The sequence below is a fragment of the Aquimarina sp. Aq107 genome (assembly GCF_943733665.1).
In the GTDB taxonomy this organism is placed as follows: Bacteria; Bacteroidota; Bacteroidia; order Flavobacteriales; family Flavobacteriaceae; genus Aquimarina.
On sequence record NZ_OX030782.1, the window covers coordinates 1624099 to 1642141 of the forward strand.

16 protein-coding genes are annotated in these 18043 nt (G+C 30.8%); 12 read left to right on the plus strand and 4 right to left on the minus strand.

Annotation, left to right across the window (positions count from 1 at the left end):
- From NMK29_RS06595 to NMK29_RS06650, 12 genes are all read left to right on the plus strand, one after another.
- Entirely contained in the window at positions 1-366 is a 366-nt protein-coding gene (locus NMK29_RS06595) for a 3-hydroxyacyl-ACP dehydratase (protein WP_108803130.1), read from the plus strand.
- A 10-nt stretch (positions 367-376) separates the two neighbouring features.
- Entirely contained in the window at positions 377-847 is a 471-nt protein-coding gene (locus tag NMK29_RS06600; protein ID WP_108803131.1) for a hypothetical protein, read from the plus strand.
- Positions 848-930: 83 nt separating this feature from the next.
- Entirely contained in the window at positions 931-2139 is a 1209-nt protein-coding gene (locus NMK29_RS06605) for a DUF2062 domain-containing protein (protein WP_255411765.1), read from the plus strand.
- The gene (locus NMK29_RS06610; RefSeq protein WP_108803132.1) at positions 2132-5809 is read left to right on the plus strand and encodes a 1-acyl-sn-glycerol-3-phosphate acyltransferase; all 3678 of its coding nucleotides are present in this window, start codon (positions 2132-2134) and stop codon (positions 5807-5809) included. Before NMK29_RS06605 ends, NMK29_RS06610 begins: the two co-directional genes overlap by 8 nt.
- A 3-nt stretch (positions 5810-5812) precedes the next feature.
- Entirely contained in the window at positions 5813-7354 is a 1542-nt protein-coding gene (locus NMK29_RS06615; RefSeq protein WP_108803133.1) for an NAD(P)/FAD-dependent oxidoreductase, read from the plus strand.
- A complete protein-coding gene (locus tag NMK29_RS06620; protein WP_108803134.1) occupies positions 7354-9021 on the plus strand; it encodes a C45 family peptidase in 1668 nt (555 codons plus the stop codon). The genes NMK29_RS06615 and NMK29_RS06620 overlap by 1 nt, the downstream gene beginning before the upstream one ends.
- Positions 9022-9025: 4 nt before the next feature.
- A complete protein-coding gene (locus NMK29_RS06625; protein WP_027392735.1) occupies positions 9026-10327 on the plus strand; it encodes a phenylacetate--CoA ligase family protein in 1302 nt (433 codons plus the stop codon).
- Between the two features lie 111 nt (positions 10328-10438).
- Entirely contained in the window at positions 10439-11092 is a 654-nt protein-coding gene (locus NMK29_RS06630; protein ID WP_254097183.1) for a hypothetical protein, read from the plus strand.
- Between the two features lie 418 nt (positions 11093-11510).
- Complete coding sequence (locus NMK29_RS06635; RefSeq protein WP_108803136.1) at positions 11511-11972, plus strand: hypothetical protein; 462 nt, start codon at positions 11511-11513, stop codon at positions 11970-11972.
- A gap of 30 nt (positions 11973-12002) precedes the next feature.
- The gene (locus tag NMK29_RS06640; protein ID WP_108803137.1) at positions 12003-12425 is read left to right on the plus strand and encodes a hypothetical protein; all 423 of its coding nucleotides are present in this window, start codon (positions 12003-12005) and stop codon (positions 12423-12425) included.
- A 611-nt stretch (positions 12426-13036) separates the two neighbouring features.
- Positions 13037-13837: a sensor histidine kinase gene (locus tag NMK29_RS06645; RefSeq protein WP_108803139.1), complete on the plus strand. Its 801-nt coding sequence runs from the start codon at positions 13037-13039 to the stop codon at positions 13835-13837.
- Between the two features lie 3 nt (positions 13838-13840).
- Positions 13841-14509 carry a response regulator gene (locus tag NMK29_RS06650; protein WP_108803140.1) on the plus strand — a complete coding sequence of 223 codons (669 nt, stop codon included), beginning with the start codon at positions 13841-13843 and terminating at the stop codon, positions 14507-14509.
- Between the two features lie 13 nt (positions 14510-14522).
- Here NMK29_RS06650 and NMK29_RS06655 read toward each other — a convergent pair whose 3' ends face one another.
- The 4 genes from NMK29_RS06655 to NMK29_RS06670 are packed head-to-tail and all read right to left on the minus strand — an operon-like array spanning position 14523 to position 18024.
- On the minus strand, positions 14523-15704 hold the full coding sequence (locus NMK29_RS06655) for an SAM-dependent methyltransferase (RefSeq protein WP_108803141.1): 1182 nt from the start codon (positions 15702-15704) through the stop codon (positions 14523-14525).
- A 3-nt stretch (positions 15705-15707) separates the two neighbouring features.
- On the minus strand, positions 15708-16796 hold the full coding sequence (locus NMK29_RS06660) for an AI-2E family transporter (RefSeq protein ID WP_108803142.1): 1089 nt from the start codon (positions 16794-16796) through the stop codon (positions 15708-15710).
- A gap of 54 nt (positions 16797-16850) precedes the next feature.
- Positions 16851-17372: a TrmH family RNA methyltransferase gene (locus tag NMK29_RS06665; RefSeq protein WP_108803143.1), complete on the minus strand. Its 522-nt coding sequence runs from the start codon at positions 17370-17372 to the stop codon at positions 16851-16853.
- A 4-nt stretch (positions 17373-17376) separates the two neighbouring features.
- Entirely contained in the window at positions 17377-18024 is a 648-nt protein-coding gene (locus NMK29_RS06670) for a DUF4159 domain-containing protein (protein ID WP_108803144.1), read from the minus strand.
- Positions 18025-18043: the final 19 nt, after the last annotated feature.

An 18043-nucleotide genomic window follows, 5' to 3' on the forward strand; every position in this document is an offset into this window, starting at 1 on the left:
ATGCTAATAGCTGATTTATATAAAATTAACGAAGATTCTGTAAGGGATGGTATACAAACTACGACCATTACTTTAAATCCAAAAAATGAGATCTTTAAAGGTCATTTTCCGGGCAATCCAATTACGCCAGGAGTTTGCACTTTACAAATCATTAAGGAGTTAACAGAAAATAGACTGGATTGTCGCTTGTTTATGAAAAAGACTTCTAATGTGAAGTTTATGGCAGTGATTAATCCAGAAAAAACTCCTGATTTAGTAATAGTGAATGATTTTAAAGACTCTGAAGAAGAGATTAAGGTAAAGAGTACCGTAAAATATGATGATACCACAGCGCTTAAAGTGGTGTTGACTTTTGTTAAATTATAATATATAGAGTATGAAATTTTTAGTATTGTTTATGAGTCTGTTTTTTGTAAATACCAGCACTGTTGATATTACAGAAGTAAGAAATTTATATAGACATGCTAAAGATACAAAAGAGAATACAGATAAATTTTTTGAAACTACACAGAAAATAAATTTCGAAAATAAACCTGTTTTATCTGCGTATCACGGATGTGCCTTAACTTTAAAAGCATCTTATGCAGATAGAAAATTGGATAAAATTTCCTTTTTTAGAAAAGGTAAAAAATTGATCGAGACAGCTATTGAGGCCGAGCCCAATAATATTGAGCTTAGGATGATAAGATTGAGCGTGCAAAGCAGTGCTCCCAAGATCACTAGATATTATAAAGATATAGATGAAGACAAGAGTTTTTTGACTAATAATGTGGAAAAAATATCATCTCCTAAATTAAAAAAATTCATCAAGGGCTTTATGTCTACTTCTAAAGCTTTTAACAAATAATCATTATAGTTCTTTTATTATTTTCAGTACAGTAATAATTCAAAATATAATTATACTATTTTTGCAACTGAAAAAATAGCACTGTGACTGAAACTACTTTATATGATCCTCGTTTCGAGACACTAAATTGTTGTGTTTTCATACCCACATATAACAATCAGAATACTTTGGATAGAGTTATCCAAGGAGTAATGAAATACACGGATCGTATCATTATAATTAATGATGGTGCTACAGATAATACTTCTCGTATTTTAGAAAATTACCAGAATCAATTTACTATTATAACTTTTCCAGAAAATAAAGGGAAAGGAATGGCGCTTAGAGAAGGGTTTAAGCAATCGAGTAAATTGGGGTATGATTATATGATTACTATAGATAGTGATGGACAACATTTTCCTAGCGATTTACCACTGTTTTTAGATCAATTAGAGAAACAGGATAAGGACAATTCTTTGCTGTTAATAGGATCAAGAAACATGGATGATCCTTCAGTGCCGGGTAAAAGCAGTTTTGGGAATAAATTTTCTAATTTTTGGTATTATATAGAGACGGGCATAAAACTGAAGGATACACAGTCTGGATATCGGTTGTATCCAATTAAAGAGATTGCTAAGCTTAAACTTTTTACTACAAAATTCGAATTAGAGATAGAAGTAATCGTTAAGTTGGCTTGGAGAAATGTAGAAGTTCGTAATATACCAGTACAGGTATTATACGATGAAACCGAAAGAGTATCTCACTTTAGACCGTTTAAAGATTTTACGCGTATTAGTATTCTTAATACATGGTTGGTTACTTTAACCTTGTTTTTTTATTTACCAAAACGGCTTATTAATAGAGTAAAAAAAAAAGGATTTAAGCAATATTGGAGAGAAAATGTATTAAGGAGTGATGATCCGCCAATAAAAAAAGCAAGTGCAATAGCTTTGGGTCTTTTTATCGGGATAGCACCTTTATGGGGTTTTCAAACGATTTTAGTCATATCTCTTGCGATCGCTCTTAAATTAAATAGAACTATTGCCTTTTTGTTTTCTAATATTAGTATTCCTCCATTGATTCCTTTTATTATCTATGGTAGTTATCAGATAGGAGCAGTTGCAATGGGTAAAGAAATGGATGCAACTTTAAATATTGAAGATATAAAATCAGGAACCGATGTTTTTAAAAGTTTAGGTCAATATGTCTTGGGAAGCTTTATTTTGGCAACATTAGTTTCATCAATTTCAGGAGTCATTGCGTATTTGTATTTTAGCTCTCGCAATTCTAAAAGTAATGCAATAGATGCATAAATTATTTCTTTCATTATATCAATATATAAAACAGAATAGATTAATTGCTTGGCCAATAATTATAGGCTGTATTACAATATTTGCCTTTCTGGCAAGTCGTATAGGTTTTGAGGAAGATATTACTAGATTGATTCCTAATAGTGATAAATCAGAAGTCACGCAAAAAGTCTTAAAAACGGTTTCGTTCTCAGATAAAATTGTAGTCAATATTGCTAACAAAGGAGAAAACCCTGATGATCTTACCGAGTATGCTACTACTTTTATTGATTCTATAAATACACATCTTTCTAAATATGTAAAAAAGATACAAGGTAAAGTAGGAGATGATAATGTGATGGAGTTGTACGATTTTGTATATGATCACCTTCCTTTTTTTCTTACTAAGGATGATTATGATAATTTAGAGAAAAAGATTAATCCTGATTCTATAGCCAAGGTCATAGAGAGTAATTATAAATCTGTGATTTCTCCAGCAGGTGTTGTTACTAGGAAGTATATTGTAAAAGACCCATTGTCGTTAACGCCTATAGGACTCCAAAAACTTGCCCAACTTCAGTTAGGAGATAATTATGATTTATACAATGGTTTTTTAATTACTAAAGACAGAAAAAATTTGTTGTTATTTCTTACTCCTGCTTTAGCAACAAATGAGACAGGAGAGAATACTGTTTTTGTAGAGAAGTTAAAAAATATCACTAGTAATCTTAACGAGAAACACTCAGAAACAGCTAATGCTACTTTATTTGGAGCTACGTTGTATGCGGTAGCTAATGCTAAACAAATAAAAAACGATATACAACTTACGGTTAGTATTGCTATGACAATATTATTATTAATATTAATTTTCTTTTACCGTAAACTCGCCGTTCCGCTTATTATTTTTACGCCTACTATATTCGGGGCAATTATAGCAATTGCGGTCCTCTATTTAATTAAAGGAAAAATTTCTGCTATTTCCTTAGGAATTGGTTCTGTTTTGCTGGGTATTACTTTAGATTATTCATTACATATTCTTACTCATTTTAGAAATAACAACAATGTAAGAGAATTATATAAAGATGTTTCTATGCCTGTAATAATGAGTAGTCTTACTACAGCAGTTGCATTTTTATGTTTGATTTTTGTAAAGTCAGAAGCATTAAATGATCTTGGGATTTTTGCAGCAATAAGTGTAGTTGGGGCATCTGTTTTTGCATTAATTTTTATACCACAGGTATATCGTTTTTCAGAAAGTAAAAAGACAAATAGAAAAACTTTTATAGATAAAATATCTCAAATTGATTTTCATAAAAATAAGGTTTTAATTTCTATTATAAGTGTTGTATTTATTGTCGGATTATTTCTTTTTCATAAAGTTGGTTTTAATACGGATTTGAGTACTATGAATTACCAGCCAGAAGAGTTGGTAGCTGCAGAGGAAGATCTAGATAGAATAAATAACAATAAAGCAAAATCAATTTATCTAGTTTCTTATGGCTCTTCATTAAATGAAGCTTTAAACGCAAATAATAAATTATTTGAAACTCTTGATCAAAAGAAATCAAATAACGAACTGATAAACTTTAGCTCTGTTGGAGGAGTTGTGCTTTCTAAAGAAGCTCAAATAGAAAAAATAGCTCTTTGGGATGAGTTTTGGACAAAAAAACGGAAAGATTCTTTAACTAGTTTATTAATAGAAAAAGGGAGTGTTCTTGGATTTAAACCAGAGACATTTACTCAATTTTATACAGCATTAAATAAAGAAATTAATCCAATTGGTTTTAATGAATACCAAAATATAAAAGAACTGTACCTTGATGAGTTTGTAACTAGTGAAAAGGATTTTTCGACTGTTGTTTCAGCAATTAAGGTTGATCATCTAAAGGCGGATGAGATTAATGCTTCACTTAATAAGATTTCGAATACTGTTGTTATTGATAGGAAACAGTTGAATGAAAATTTATTAGGAAACTTAAAGAATGATTTTAATTCATTAATAGGGTATTCTTTGATAGCTGTAGTTCTATTACTGTTGTTATTTTATAAAGATCCAATGCTTACTTTGGTTACTGCTTTACCTATTGCTATTACGTGGGTAATCACATTGGGAGTAATGAAAATGCTAGGAATTGATTTTAATATTTTTAATGTAATCATTTCCACATTTATTTTTGGATTGGGTGTAGATTACAGCATTTTTATAACAAATGGGCTTATTAAGGAGTATACATATGCCGTCAAAGAGCTTTCTACATATAAAACTTCCATTTTATTATCCGTTATAACAACAATTTTGGGAGTAGGGGTTTTGATTTTTGCAAAACATCCTGCTTTACGTTCTATATCTACGGTATCCTTAATTGGTATTCTATCGGCAGTGTTGGTTTCATTCACTATCCAGCCAATGTTATTTAGAACATTTATTACTAATCGTGCAAACAAAGGATTGACTCCACTTAGAATTCGTCAAACATTATGGTCAATATTTAGTTTTGGGTATTTTATTATTGGCGGATTTATAGTTTCCTTAGTGAGTAGCCTTATTATTCCATGGTTTCCGGTGAGTAAGAAAAAGAAAATGGCGGTTTTTCATAAAGTGGTTTCTAAGCTAATGGGATCTGTATTATATTCTAATCCTTTTGTAAAAAAACGTATATATAATCCAGAAAACGAAGATTTTAGTAAACAATGTATCATTATAGCTAACCATTCATCTTTCTTAGATATTATCTCCATTGGAATGTTGTATCCTAAGCTGATCTATTTAGTGAAAGATTGGGTTTATGATAATCCAGTTTTTGGTAGGGCTGCAAAATTAGCTGGATTTTATCCAGTTTCTTCTGGTATTGAAGGTGGGGTTGAACACTTAAAAGAAAAAGTCAAACAAGGATATTCTTTAATAGCATTTCCTGAAGGAAGTAGGACAGAAACTGCTAAAATGAGTAGATTTCATAAAGGGTCCTTTTACCTAGCTCAAGAGTTAAATTTAGATATATTACCAGTAGTGGTTCTTGGCAATTCGCAGGTTTCTCCTAAGGGGGATTTTATTATTCATGATGGAGCTATTCAATTAAAAATATTACCAAGAATTCAATTAGATGATAAAGAGTTTGGAGATGGGTATACGGACAGAACTAAAAAAATAAGTTCCTATTTTAAAGAGCAATATGCGGCTTTACAGAAGGATTTAGAAGGAATTGATTACTATAAAAAAGCTTTATTAAATAATTATAGATACAAGAGTTGTTTTGGAGAAGTAAAAACTGATTACTTAGCAAATAAGGAACAATATTATAAAACAGCGAGTTTTATAGAGCAAAAAGATCGTGTGATTTGTTATAGTGATGATTATGGTCAATTTCTTTTACACCTAGCTTTTAAAAGGCCCTATGCTAAATTAAAAGGAATCTTAACTCAACCTCAGAAACTGAGTGTGGCAAAAAACTGTTATACAACGGTTAGGAATAAAATAGAATTTGTGGCTGATGAAGATTTGACATCGACAAAATTTGATGTACTTTTGTTACATACAACTACACCATTACAACCACAACACTTAAAGAATTTAGTGTCAGAGGATATTACAAGAATTATTGTTACCTCTGAAGATAATTTGTTTTCCGAATCATTGAAAACTACATTTAAGGTAGTTGTTCAAGAGTTTGGATTAACAGTTTTGAATAGAATATAGCACATGCAAGAAAAATTTGATGTCATTATCATTGGAAGTGGATTAGGTGGATTGGTTTCTGCAAACATTCTTGCTAAAGAAGGTAAGAAAGTATGTGTATTAGAAAAGAACAATCAATTCGGAGGAAACTTACAGACTTTTGTTAGAGATAAAAGTATTTTCGATACAGGAATTCATTATATAGGCGGTTTAGATAAAGGCCAGAATCTATATCAGTATTTTAAGTATTTAGATATTATGGATGATCTAAAACTTAAAAGAATGGATATCGATGCGTATGATGTCATTACTTTTGATGATGACGAATTTGAATACCCACATGCACAGGGATATGATAATTTTGTAAAACAGCTAGTAAAGTTTTTTCCAGAAGAAGAAAAAGGGATTCAAGAGTATGTAGATAAGGTAAAAGATACTTGTTATAGATTTCCATTGTATAATTTAAATGAAGGAGATCGATATTATGGAGAAGATCTATTAACACTAAAGGCCAAGGATTATATAAATAGTATTATTAAAGATCCTAAATTAAGAGCTGTACTCGCTGGTTCTAATTTGCTATATGCAGGAGACCCAGAAAAAACACCATTTTATGTTCATGCATTATCCGTTAATTCATATATGGAAAGCGCTTGGAGATGTATTCAGGGAGGAAGCCAGATAGCGAAGTTATTAGTAAAAAGATTTAGAGCACTTGGAGGTAAAATTTACAAATACCAAGAAGTAAATAAATTTAATTTTGAAGAAGATCAATTAGTTTCTGTATCCACTACCAAAGGAGATACTTTTTATGCCGATAATTTTGTCTCTAATGTAGATCCAAAACTTACATTACAGATTGTTGGTAAAGAAAGATTTAGAAAATTATATTATAAGAGAATTCAGAATACAGAAAGTATAATTTCTTCTTTCAGTTTATATATAGTTTTCGAAAAAGGAACATTTCCTTATATCAATAAAAACTACTACCATACTAAAACATTTGATCAAGTATGGACCACTCAGGATTATGCCGAAGAGAATTGGCCGGAAGCATATATGTTTACTACCAATGAAGATCTCAAAAACCCAGGTTATGCAGAAAATTTGACTTCAATTGCTTATATGCGATTCGATGAAATGGAACCTTGGAGTCATACCTTTAATACTGTTGCAGAAAAGAATGATAGAGGAGAAGATTATGAAGCATTTAAGCAACGCAAAATTGAAGCTTATTTAAAAGAAATAGAAAAAAAATATCCAAATATTAGATCTTGTATTAAATCTGTTCATACTTCTACACCACTTTCTTATAGAGATTATATAGGCTGTTATGAGGGTTCTATGTATGGTTTTGTAAAGGATGCAGATAATCCAATGAAATCATTTTTATCACCGAGAACTAGGATTCCTAATTTGTTATTTACTGGTCAAGGATTAAATATGCACGGAGTACTAGGAGTAACAATAAGCGCAGTAGTTACTTGTGGAGAATTAGTGGGTAAGGAACATTTATTGCAAAGAATAAAAGATACTTTGGCAGAAAAAGAACTATCCGAGTCATAATGAAAAATATTTGTTATCATATTTTCTTTATATCTATTGTCATCTTGTTTTCTTCCTGTGGTGTTAAGAAATCATTGGCTGCAAAACCAGATATTTCTGGAATAGAAAATGTAGATACTACTCGAATAAAACACAGTGAAACTTTTTTTACATTAAACAATAATCTGCTTCGAAAGAATAAACAGGGATTATGGGAAATGTATTTAGAAGGTAAGCCGCTCGAACGAGGAGTGGCGGCTGGAAGCTTGAGTCGAGAATTAATTAAAATTCAAGAAGATGCTTTTATTGGAAAAATAACAGAATTGATTCCTTCAGAAAGTTACCTTAAATTCTTGAGTAAAATTGTAGCATGGTATAATCGAAAGTTACATTTAAATGTTCCAGAAGAGTATAAAACAGAAATTTATGGAGTTTCCAGATATGCATCGAATGATTATAATGATTTTGCGGAACCTTATGTAAGAATGTTATATGCACACGGAGCGCATGATATCGGGCACGCATTACAAGATTTGATGTTAGTCGGTTGTACGTCTTTTGCTGCTTGGGATGACAAAACAGTTGATGGAAAATTGTTAATAGGGCGTAATTTTGATTTCTATGCAGGAGATGACTTTTCTAAAGAAAAATTAGTGACTTTTATGAACCCTTCTGATGGTTATAAATTTATGACTTATGGATGGGCCGGAATGATGGGAGCACTATCAGGAATGAATGAAGAAGGACTAACGGTTACTATTAATGCAGGTAAATCTAAAATTCCATTGATAGCAAAGACCCCAATATCGATTCTAACAAGAGAGATTTTACAATATGCTTCTACTATTGATGAAGCTATCGAAATAGCAAAGAAAAGAGAAGTGTTTGTTTCAGAATCTATTATGATTGGCAGTGCTAAGGATAAAAGAGCCGCACTGATAGAAGTTTCTCCTGATAATTTTGGAGTGTATAATGTACCAAATACAGACCAATTGATTTGTTCTAATCATTTTCAGAGTGATTCTTATACGCAAGATAAACGCAATCAAAAAGCTATAGAAGAGAGTCATTCTTTTTATAGATATCAGCGAATGAAAGAGTTACTATCCGAAAATGATAAGTTAACTCCAGAAAAAGCAGTAGCAATATTGAGAAATAGAGATGGTCTTGATGACAAATTGATAGGATATGGTAATGAAAAGGCATTGAACCAGATGTTAGCGCATCACGGAATAGTTTTTCAACCTGAAGAACGTAAAGTATGGGTTTCTACCAATCCATATCAGATGGGAGAATTTGTAGCCTATGATCTTGATGATGTTTTTGGAAGAATGAAACAACAAAAAGAAGAAATAGTGATTGCTACAGAATCTTTAAATGTTCCCGAAGATCAGTTTATTTATACTAAAACATATGCCAATTATGAAGCTTTTAGAATATTAAGTAGAAAAATTGAAAGCGCTATTGATAATGAAAAAAAGATTTCGGAAGACGAACTTTTAAAATTTCAAAGCTTAAACTCTAATTATTGGACAACGTATTATATACTAGGAGAATATTATTATGTGCAAAAAGAATATAAGAAAGCTTTGATAGCTTTTAAACAAGCACAGAAAAGAGAGGTAACTACAGTTCCTGATGTAAAGAATATAGAGAAATACATTAGGAAGTGTGAACGAAAAATATAAGTTAATGACTCAACATATAGAACAATCTACACCAGCGGAAATATCGAATCTTCAGAATGAAAAACTTCTAGAGTTAATCGATTTTGTTATTCAGTATTCTCCGTATTATAAAAGATTGTTTGCTAATCTGGGTATTTCTAAAGAAGATATCCAAACCGTTGATGATCTTAAAAAACTTCCTATTACTACTAAGGACGATTTACAGGCGTATAACGATGATTTTTTATGTGTTCCTAAATCAGAAATTGTTGATTATGTAACTACTTCTGGAACTTTAGGGAAACCTGTTACGTTTGCTCTTACAGAGAAAGATCTACAAAGATTGGCGTATAATGAAGCAACTTCTTTCGAAACAGCAGGAGTAACTAAAACAGATGTGGTGCAGTTGACTACTACTTTGGACCGAAGATTTATGGCAGGTCTTGCATACTTTTTGGGAACTAGAAAGTTAGGAGCAGCAATGGTTCGTGTAGGATCAGGAATTCCAGAATTACAATGGGATTCTATAGAGCGTTTTCAGTCTACTTATTTAGTGGTAGTACCTTCTTTTTTACTAAAGTTAATTTCCTATGCGGAAGCCCACGGGATTGATTATCAAAATTCTTCGGTTAAAGCTGCGATTTGTATCGGAGAACCTTTAAGAGATCAGGATTTTAATTTAAATACTTTAGGCAGTAAGATTAAAGAGAAGTGGGACATAGACTTATATTCTACTTATGCATCTACAGAAATGAGTACTGCATTTACAGAATGTGCAGAACATAGAGGAGGACATCATCGCCCAGAGCTTATTATCGCAGAGATTTTAGATGAAGATGGTAATGCAGTAGAAGAAGGTGAAGTAGGAGAGTTAGCGATTACTACCTTAGGTATTGAAGCGATGCCTTTATTACGATATACTACTGGTGATATGGTACAAGCACATCATGAGCCTTGTAAATGTGGTAGAACAACCATGCGTTTAAGTCCAGTTTTGGGTAGAAAGAAGCATATGATTAAGTATAAAGGGACTACTTTATATCCGCAAAGTGTGATCGAGGTACTCACAAGTTTTGAAGGATTGGGTATGTATATAATTGAAGTAGTTATTGGGGACTTAGGAACCGATAAATTATTGATTCATATTTCAGATTCTCTAAGTGCTTTACGACAAAAAGAGTTAAAAGAACATTTACGAGCAAACCTTAGAGTAGTACCAGATTTGGTATTGAATTCTAAAGAAGCATTAAAAGCTAAAAAATTCCCAGAGATGAGTCGTAAGCCAATTTCTTTTATAGACTCTAGAGAAACTACCCATAGTTCCTGAAAGTTATTGTTATTCTGTTTTTTGTTATTTTGAAATTTCCCCATTAAGATAAGTGAATTTGTGATTTTTTTTTATAGTTTTAAATAATACTAATTTTAAAACCTGTTTATAATGAAAATTAAACACTTCACTCAAATCTTAATTGCTTTAGGGTTTTTATTGTCCACTTCTTGCCAACAAGAAGAAACAGTTTCAGAAAACGAAAATCAATCTTTTACAGAAGATGTATTCGCTAAGAATTGGCAAGAAGCAGATCTTTCAAGCATTTTTACCGGAAAAGAAATGAATTATCCAATTTCTATTACTCAATTAGAAAACGTCCTTGATCATAAAGATGTCTATCAAATCCGGTTTGTACCAGGTGTAATAGACGATGAACTGCTTGTTAAAATAATAAGTATTGATGCAAGCGGTAGTGTTCTTGCAGAGGAATTGGTGGAACAGAATAAAGATTTACAAATTAGCAATCAATTAAATGGTATTAGTACTATCGGATTTAATAGAGAGTTAATATCCGATCCTACCGTTGCGAAACATATTTTACGGTTTGATGAAGCTGCTGAATACATGAATTCTTGGGGTCAAAAATCAAATCAAGACATAAATGAAGTAACTTCTTTTGGTGGAATGCGTGTACGTCATTTCTCTATAGAACCTAATGTAGTTTCTCATATGATTGACCAAAGAGCAGAGTTTATAAATCTTTCTTGGGGACTTAATAAGAATAATAAACTAACAACGGTTTTTTTTACCTGTAACAAATAGTAAAATACAATTAACTGCTAAAAATGGAAATGGTGGATTAGCGTATGATTTTACAGACCCTTGCCCGCCATCTTGTGATCCTAATTAAAATTGAATAATAATATATTTAAGACCTAACATGTTTTTTAGACTTTGTTGGGTCTTTTTTTATTTATAGTCTATTCAGAATTCCTGATAATGAGTAGTTATTTATTTGATTTTCAGTTAAAAGAAGGGTTTTGTTATATGAAGTAAGTAATTTTTCATATTTACTACACGATTTAAGTTGTATTTATTATAAATTTATGGACATTTAATTTAAATCTATTTTATTAGAATTATCTGCTAAAAGATCTTGTTAGATGTTTATTTACATACCCATACTCCATATTTTGTAAGCTTATTTTAATCATATTACTAATTTAAAAGGAAAACAAAAATGAATCCTGATTTACAAAACACAGTAACACTTGAAACTGCGAAAGAATGGACTACCGCTTGGAGAGAAAAGTACCAAGATCCTAAAAATCCACAAGTAAACCCGTGTAATGCTTTTTTAATGCCTGCAGTCGATTTGATAGAGGTTCTAAACGAAATGGGATTGCTAAGTGATAAAGTAGCAAAAAAAGCGCAGCAAAAGGCTTGTCTTAACGGTAAGAAAGTAAGAGCATATATGGCAATTGGTAATGATAATCCAGATGAAACTCCTGAAGAAAAGTTATTAGTTGTAGGAACTAAGTACAATCGAAAAACAAGAGTGTATCAAGATATCATTAATGAAGAAATTGATGGGGATAAAGTGAAATTAAACTTTTTTGGAGATCCTATTATTAGCAGTGGAATATATGATTTCACGAATCCTTGCCCTCCAGAATGTGATGTTAATAGCCCACTTAACTAATTGTTATTACTAATTTAAATTAAATATAAAATGAATTCAAATAACGAAAACACAATCCCTAAAGATACTGGTGCGCAATGGACAGCAAATTGGAGATCTCAACATCCTAATACTGTAAATGCATTTTTAATACCAGCTGTAGATTTTGTAGAAGTACTAAACGAAATAGGAGTATTAGATGATGCTGCGGCTACTCAAGCTCAAGCGAATGCTAATAATCTGAATTCTAAAATAAGAGGATATTTAGCGATTGATGATAGTAATACAGAAAAAATAATTTTTGTAGGAACAGAAAATGTAGATGGAGTTAACAGAGATATTATTGATGGTACTATTGATGGTATTACTCCGACTACGTTAAAATCATCGGCATCAGATCCCTCGACGAGTGGAGTGTATGATTTCACAAATCCTTGTCCTCCTGAATGCGATTCTAATAGTCCTTTGAATTAATGTTATAAATTGAATACTAATTATTTTTTATATTTTAGCGTAGCGACAATATTTCTATTGATATTGAACGCATATTTTTATTTTAAAGGCTTTATTGAAAACAATAAAGCCTTTAAAATATTTACTATTTATTTGTTTTTAACTTGTGTTATTCAACTAATAACACTTTATGTTGGTAAATTTTTGCACAAACCCAATTTATTTCTATCACATTTTTATTTAGTTGTACAATTTATTTTTCTTTCTATTTTTTATAAAGAACTTTTAAAAAATAAGTGGATAACTTATTTAATAATACCGTTTCTTGGTTTTTTAACTTATCAATATATAGAGGATCCGAGTCTTTTTTTTAGGTATAATGCGATTGGTATTTCCATAACTCAGGGTGTGTTAATTATATATTCCATAATCTATTTATATAGATGTTTACAGGGACAAAACCTATTTTTAATTATAAATGTAGGATTGTTTTTGTATTTGATTTCCAGTACTTTAATATTTGCATCGGGTAATTTGATTTTTAATTTGGATATTTCTGAGTCAATGAACTATTTATTGATTAATACAAATCGTATATTATACTTTTTATTTCAAATCCTAATCTTTATTGAATGGAGAAAGAATTACTACAAGAAGATTCCCAAATTATAGTGGTTATTTTAATAGCTATTATGGTATTACTGTTAATGGCAGTATCATTAGTGCTTTTCTTTTTCTTTTCCCGTAAAAAAATAGTTGCAGCAGAACTAGAAAAAGCGAATATGGCGATTTCTTATCAAAGAGATTTGATACACGGGACTATAGAAACCCAAGAAGAAGAGCGTAAACGTATTGCGCAGGACTTGCATGACGCTATTAGTGCCAAACTAAATGTGGTTAGTCTTAGTACCAATGTCTTAATAGATGGCAAATTAAATAAAGAAGAACAGGAACAAACATTACAACATATATTATCAGTTACTACAAAAACTCTAGAAAGTTCAAGAAGATTAGCACATAATTTATTACCTCCAATTTTAGAAAATTTTGGATTGCAAGCTGCAATAGAAGAACTTTGTGATGAATTTATCAGCAGCAAAAAATTAAAAGTAAATTACACTGTTGTATACCATGATTTTTTTTCTAAAAACAATGAATTGCATATTTTCAGGATTATTCAGGAGTTATTAAATAATTCAGTTCGACACGGTGAGGCAGCTAATGTAGTTTTAAATATTAATGAAGACGATAAAGAACTAATTATAGAATACTCTGATGATGGGAAAGGATTTGATATACAATCCATAAATATAAACAAGGGAATTGGACTTAAGAATATAGAAAGTAGAGTAGAAATACTCAATGGGATACTTTCTTACCAGAGTGAAGTCGGTAATGGAGCAACGTTTACTATTAGCACTAAAAAAACCTAAGAAATGAAGAAAGACATTATAAAATTGGCTATTGCTGATGATGAAACATTATTTAGACAAGGGATTACTTTTATTCTGGATAAAGAGAATAATATAGAAATTTGCATACAAGCAGAAAATGGAAATGATTTAGTAAAACAATTAAATCTTTCCAAAGAATTACCAGAAGTCATTTTGATGGATTTAAAAATGCCCGATCTTAATGGAGTAGAAACAACTAAAATTGTTAAAAAGAAATTCCCGGAAATTAAGATCATAGCGCTAACAAGTTATTATAGCAAGCCTTTTATCATTAATATGATACAGCAAGGAGCTGTTGCTTACCTTGCCAAAAATGCTACACCCACAGAAGTTATAAATACTATAAATCAAGTCGCTATTAAAGGATTCTATTATGATGATAATGTAATGAGCATTTTAGAAGAAGCTTCTTTAAAATCAAAAAAGCAGACCAGAGACAGTGAGTATTTGACCAGCAGAGAAAGGGAAGTCCTAAAGTTGATATGTGAGCAGAAAACAACTACAGAAATTGCAGAACAATTATTTATTAGCCCACGAACGGTAGAAGGACATCGTAATAATTTATTAGTAAAAACAGGATCTAAGAATATTGCTGGTTTGGTAATTCACGCAATAGAGAATCAAATATTTGTGCGTAATGCAGAGCTTTAGTTTAGACTAAATTTTATGCTTTTTTACATTTTAAAACTATTTTTTCTTCATTACAATTCGTTGTGAAAAATAGATAGATGTCTCCACCATCTTTAATTTTAAATTTTTTACGAATTTCGGAAACAGTTTCTGGAAAGTTACGTGTAGTAATATTAGCTTTTGTAATTTTTTCCTTCTTCAGTATTTTTTTTTGATAGGGGAACACAGAAATTATTTCAAAACATCTTCCAGGAAAATTAATAAGATTATCAGAAGTATATAAATGCGAATGTTGATGGAGTTTTTCTAGGTCAAAACTTTTTGAAATATGATAAAACCCTCCTGATTTCATAATGGCAGCATTAGGCTCATACACGTACTTTTTTGGATCAGAAAATTTGGGTATAGTATTATTTCCTTCTTTTAATGAAAATTCGAATACCTGATTTTCATTATTATTGATTTGTATAGTTTTAATTTGGGTGTCAGTTTCGATATTTTTCTCTAATACCCAAAGCAACTCTTTTACTTCATTGTTTACCGCAATAACATGAATTTCCTTTACAAATTGTAATGATTTTAATCCAGAATGAATATCGAGTAGAGGAGATGTTTTGATTAATATGCGATCACTTTTAGAAAATAATAAGTCTAAATTGGATGGAACATCTGGTAAACAATCTTCTAAGAAAAATACTTTTCCTTTGCTGTTATGTCTTCTAGATGGATCAATGTAAATCCAATCTACAAACTCTAGTTTTTTTAAAATTTCTAACCCATCACCAGAGTGAGTTTCTATATTGTGAGCATTCAGAGCTCTAAAGTTGTGAGCTGCTATTTCGCTTAAATCTGTATTTAATTCACAATGAATAACTTGCTTTACCTTTTTAGAAAAATAATAGTCATCGATTCCAAAACCTCCAGTAAGATCTATTAAGCTATTGCCGGTAACTAAATTGCTTTTATAAAGTGCAGTGACTTCTGATGAAGTTTGTTCTAAATTAAGGGTAGGAGGATAATAGATACCCTTTGTTTTATACCATAACGGTAACTTGTCTTTTGTCTTTTGTCTACCATTAATCTGCTGGGCTAATTCTTGTACGCTTATAGAATCATAAGGACTACCGGATAATATAAACTTAGTCAGATCTATTGGTTCGTTGGATTTTTTATAGATAAAATCCTGTACTTCCTTATGTAGTAAGTTGTTATTCAATCGTTACAATTCTTTAGTTAACTGCTTAACAATTTTATACTCAGATAAAAATTCTTTTGCAATTACCTTAATAGCTGTATAAAAAGGCACAGCTACAATTAGACCTCCAATTCCAAATAATGCACCAAAAATAAGTATAGCAAGGAAAATCTCTAAAGGATGTGATTTTACACTGTTTCCGAAAATCAAAGGCTGATTTAAGAAATTATCAATTAGCTGTATTACGATATATCCTATTAAAATATAGGTTAATTTAGGAAGAATAACAGATTGAAAATCGTATCCCAAATTACTTGTCGCGGCCAAGATTAATACCAAAGCTCCACCAAATAATGGGCCTACGTAAGGTATTAAGTTGAAAATAGCCGCAATTAAAGCAACTGCAATAGCATTGTGAACTCCAAAAATCAATAATAAAATAGTATATAAAACGAATAGTATAAATATTTGTAGTAGTAAGCCAACAAAGTATCTAGATAATAAATCTTTGATTTTATTAAACGCACGCATAAACCTAGTTTCATCTTCTTTCTTGGCAAAAACCATCAAACTCTTTTCCAATAATTTACTGTCTTTTAATAGAAAAAAAGAAATAAATAGAACAGAAAACAACCCAATTAATAAGGCGCCAAAACCACTTAAAAAAGTGTTGATAGCATCAGGAATCGCTTTTAAGTCAAAGAATTCCATTAAATCAGTTTGTTTAATTAGTTCTATAAAATTCAATTTTTCTACATTAAAGTAATCACTGATTTCTTGGTTTAAACGATCTAAATCATCTCCAACTTCATTTATATCAATTTCTCCAATCAATTGTCCTTGTTCTGTAATGATAGGCACAAACAAAAGAAATAAACTAAGAAAGAGACCAATGGTGATAAAAAGTGTAAATATTACCGCAAGTGAGTTATTGAATTTTAATCGTCTTTTTAGGAATAATACAAGTGGTCTTCCCATTAAAGAAATTACCGCAGCAAAAGTAACATAGAGAAGAATAGATTGTATTTTATATAAAAACCAAAGTAAAATGACTACTCCGACAACGATTCCTAGGGCTCTTAGAATCCCATATGCGATTGTTTTTGAATTCATAATTATATTTTTAAACAAACTTTAGTTAATTGATAACCATAAGATCACTTACAACTATTGATCATCAATCATCAATTGTTTTGTGATTTCATATAGTGCAATACCCGTAGCTGTAGCAACGTTCATACTACTGTTAGTGCCATACATATTGATATGTATACTTTTCATCAATTTTGTTAGTACATCTTCAGAAATTCCTAGTTTTTCTTCACCAATAACAAGTGCAATTTTATCATCAGCCGAAAATAATTTTGTAGAAACCGGTATACTATTTTCTGTAATTTCTAAACCAACAACTTTGTATCCTTTCAATTTTAAGTTGTCTATTAATGGTAGAATATGCTCGTGATGTTGGTAAGGAATTGTTTTGTGCGTTGATCTTGCAGTTCGTTCCATTCTTTTACTAACAATAGTTATGTTTTGGCCACAGAAGTAAATTTGTTCCACACCAAAACTATCTGCAATTCTAAAAATACTACCGATATTAGCAGGAGAATTTACGCTATCACAGATCAAAGTAATAGGAAATTGTTTTTTGATAAAAACTGTGGTTTCGTGAGTTAGTTGCGTTGGCATTTAATTAATTTTCAAAAGCATATTTGATAATATTAGCACCCATTTTTAGTGCTTTCTGGCGAACTTCTTCTGAATCATTATGAATTTCTGGATTTTCCCAACCATCACCAAGATCACTTTCAAAGGTAAATAATAATACAAGTCTACCTTCATAGGTAATTCCCAATGCTTGAGGCCTTTCTCCATCGTGTTCGTGTATTTTAGGGAGTCCTTGTGGAAATTTATATTTAGCAGAAAATATCGGATGTGATACTGGTAATTCTACTAATTCTTGATCGGGAAAAACTTTGATCAATTCTTTTCTAATATATCGTTCCATTCCATAATTATCATCAATATGCAAAAATCCACCACTCAATAGATAATTTCGTAAATTTTCTGCATCTTGTTCCGTAAAGAAAACATTTCCGTGACCAGTCATATGTATATATGGATATTGGTAAATATCAACACTTTCTGGTTTTACCGTTTTAGGTTTGGCACTCATTCCGGTTTGAATATTCTGATTACAAAAACTAATCAAATTCGGTAATGCGGTAGGGTTACTGTACCAGTCACCACCTCCATTGTATTGTAATACAGCAATATCCTGTGCTAAAACAACTCCAGAGAATGCCACTAGAAAAAGAAAACTTGTAAGTTTTTTGGTCATCATCGTCTAAATAATAGAA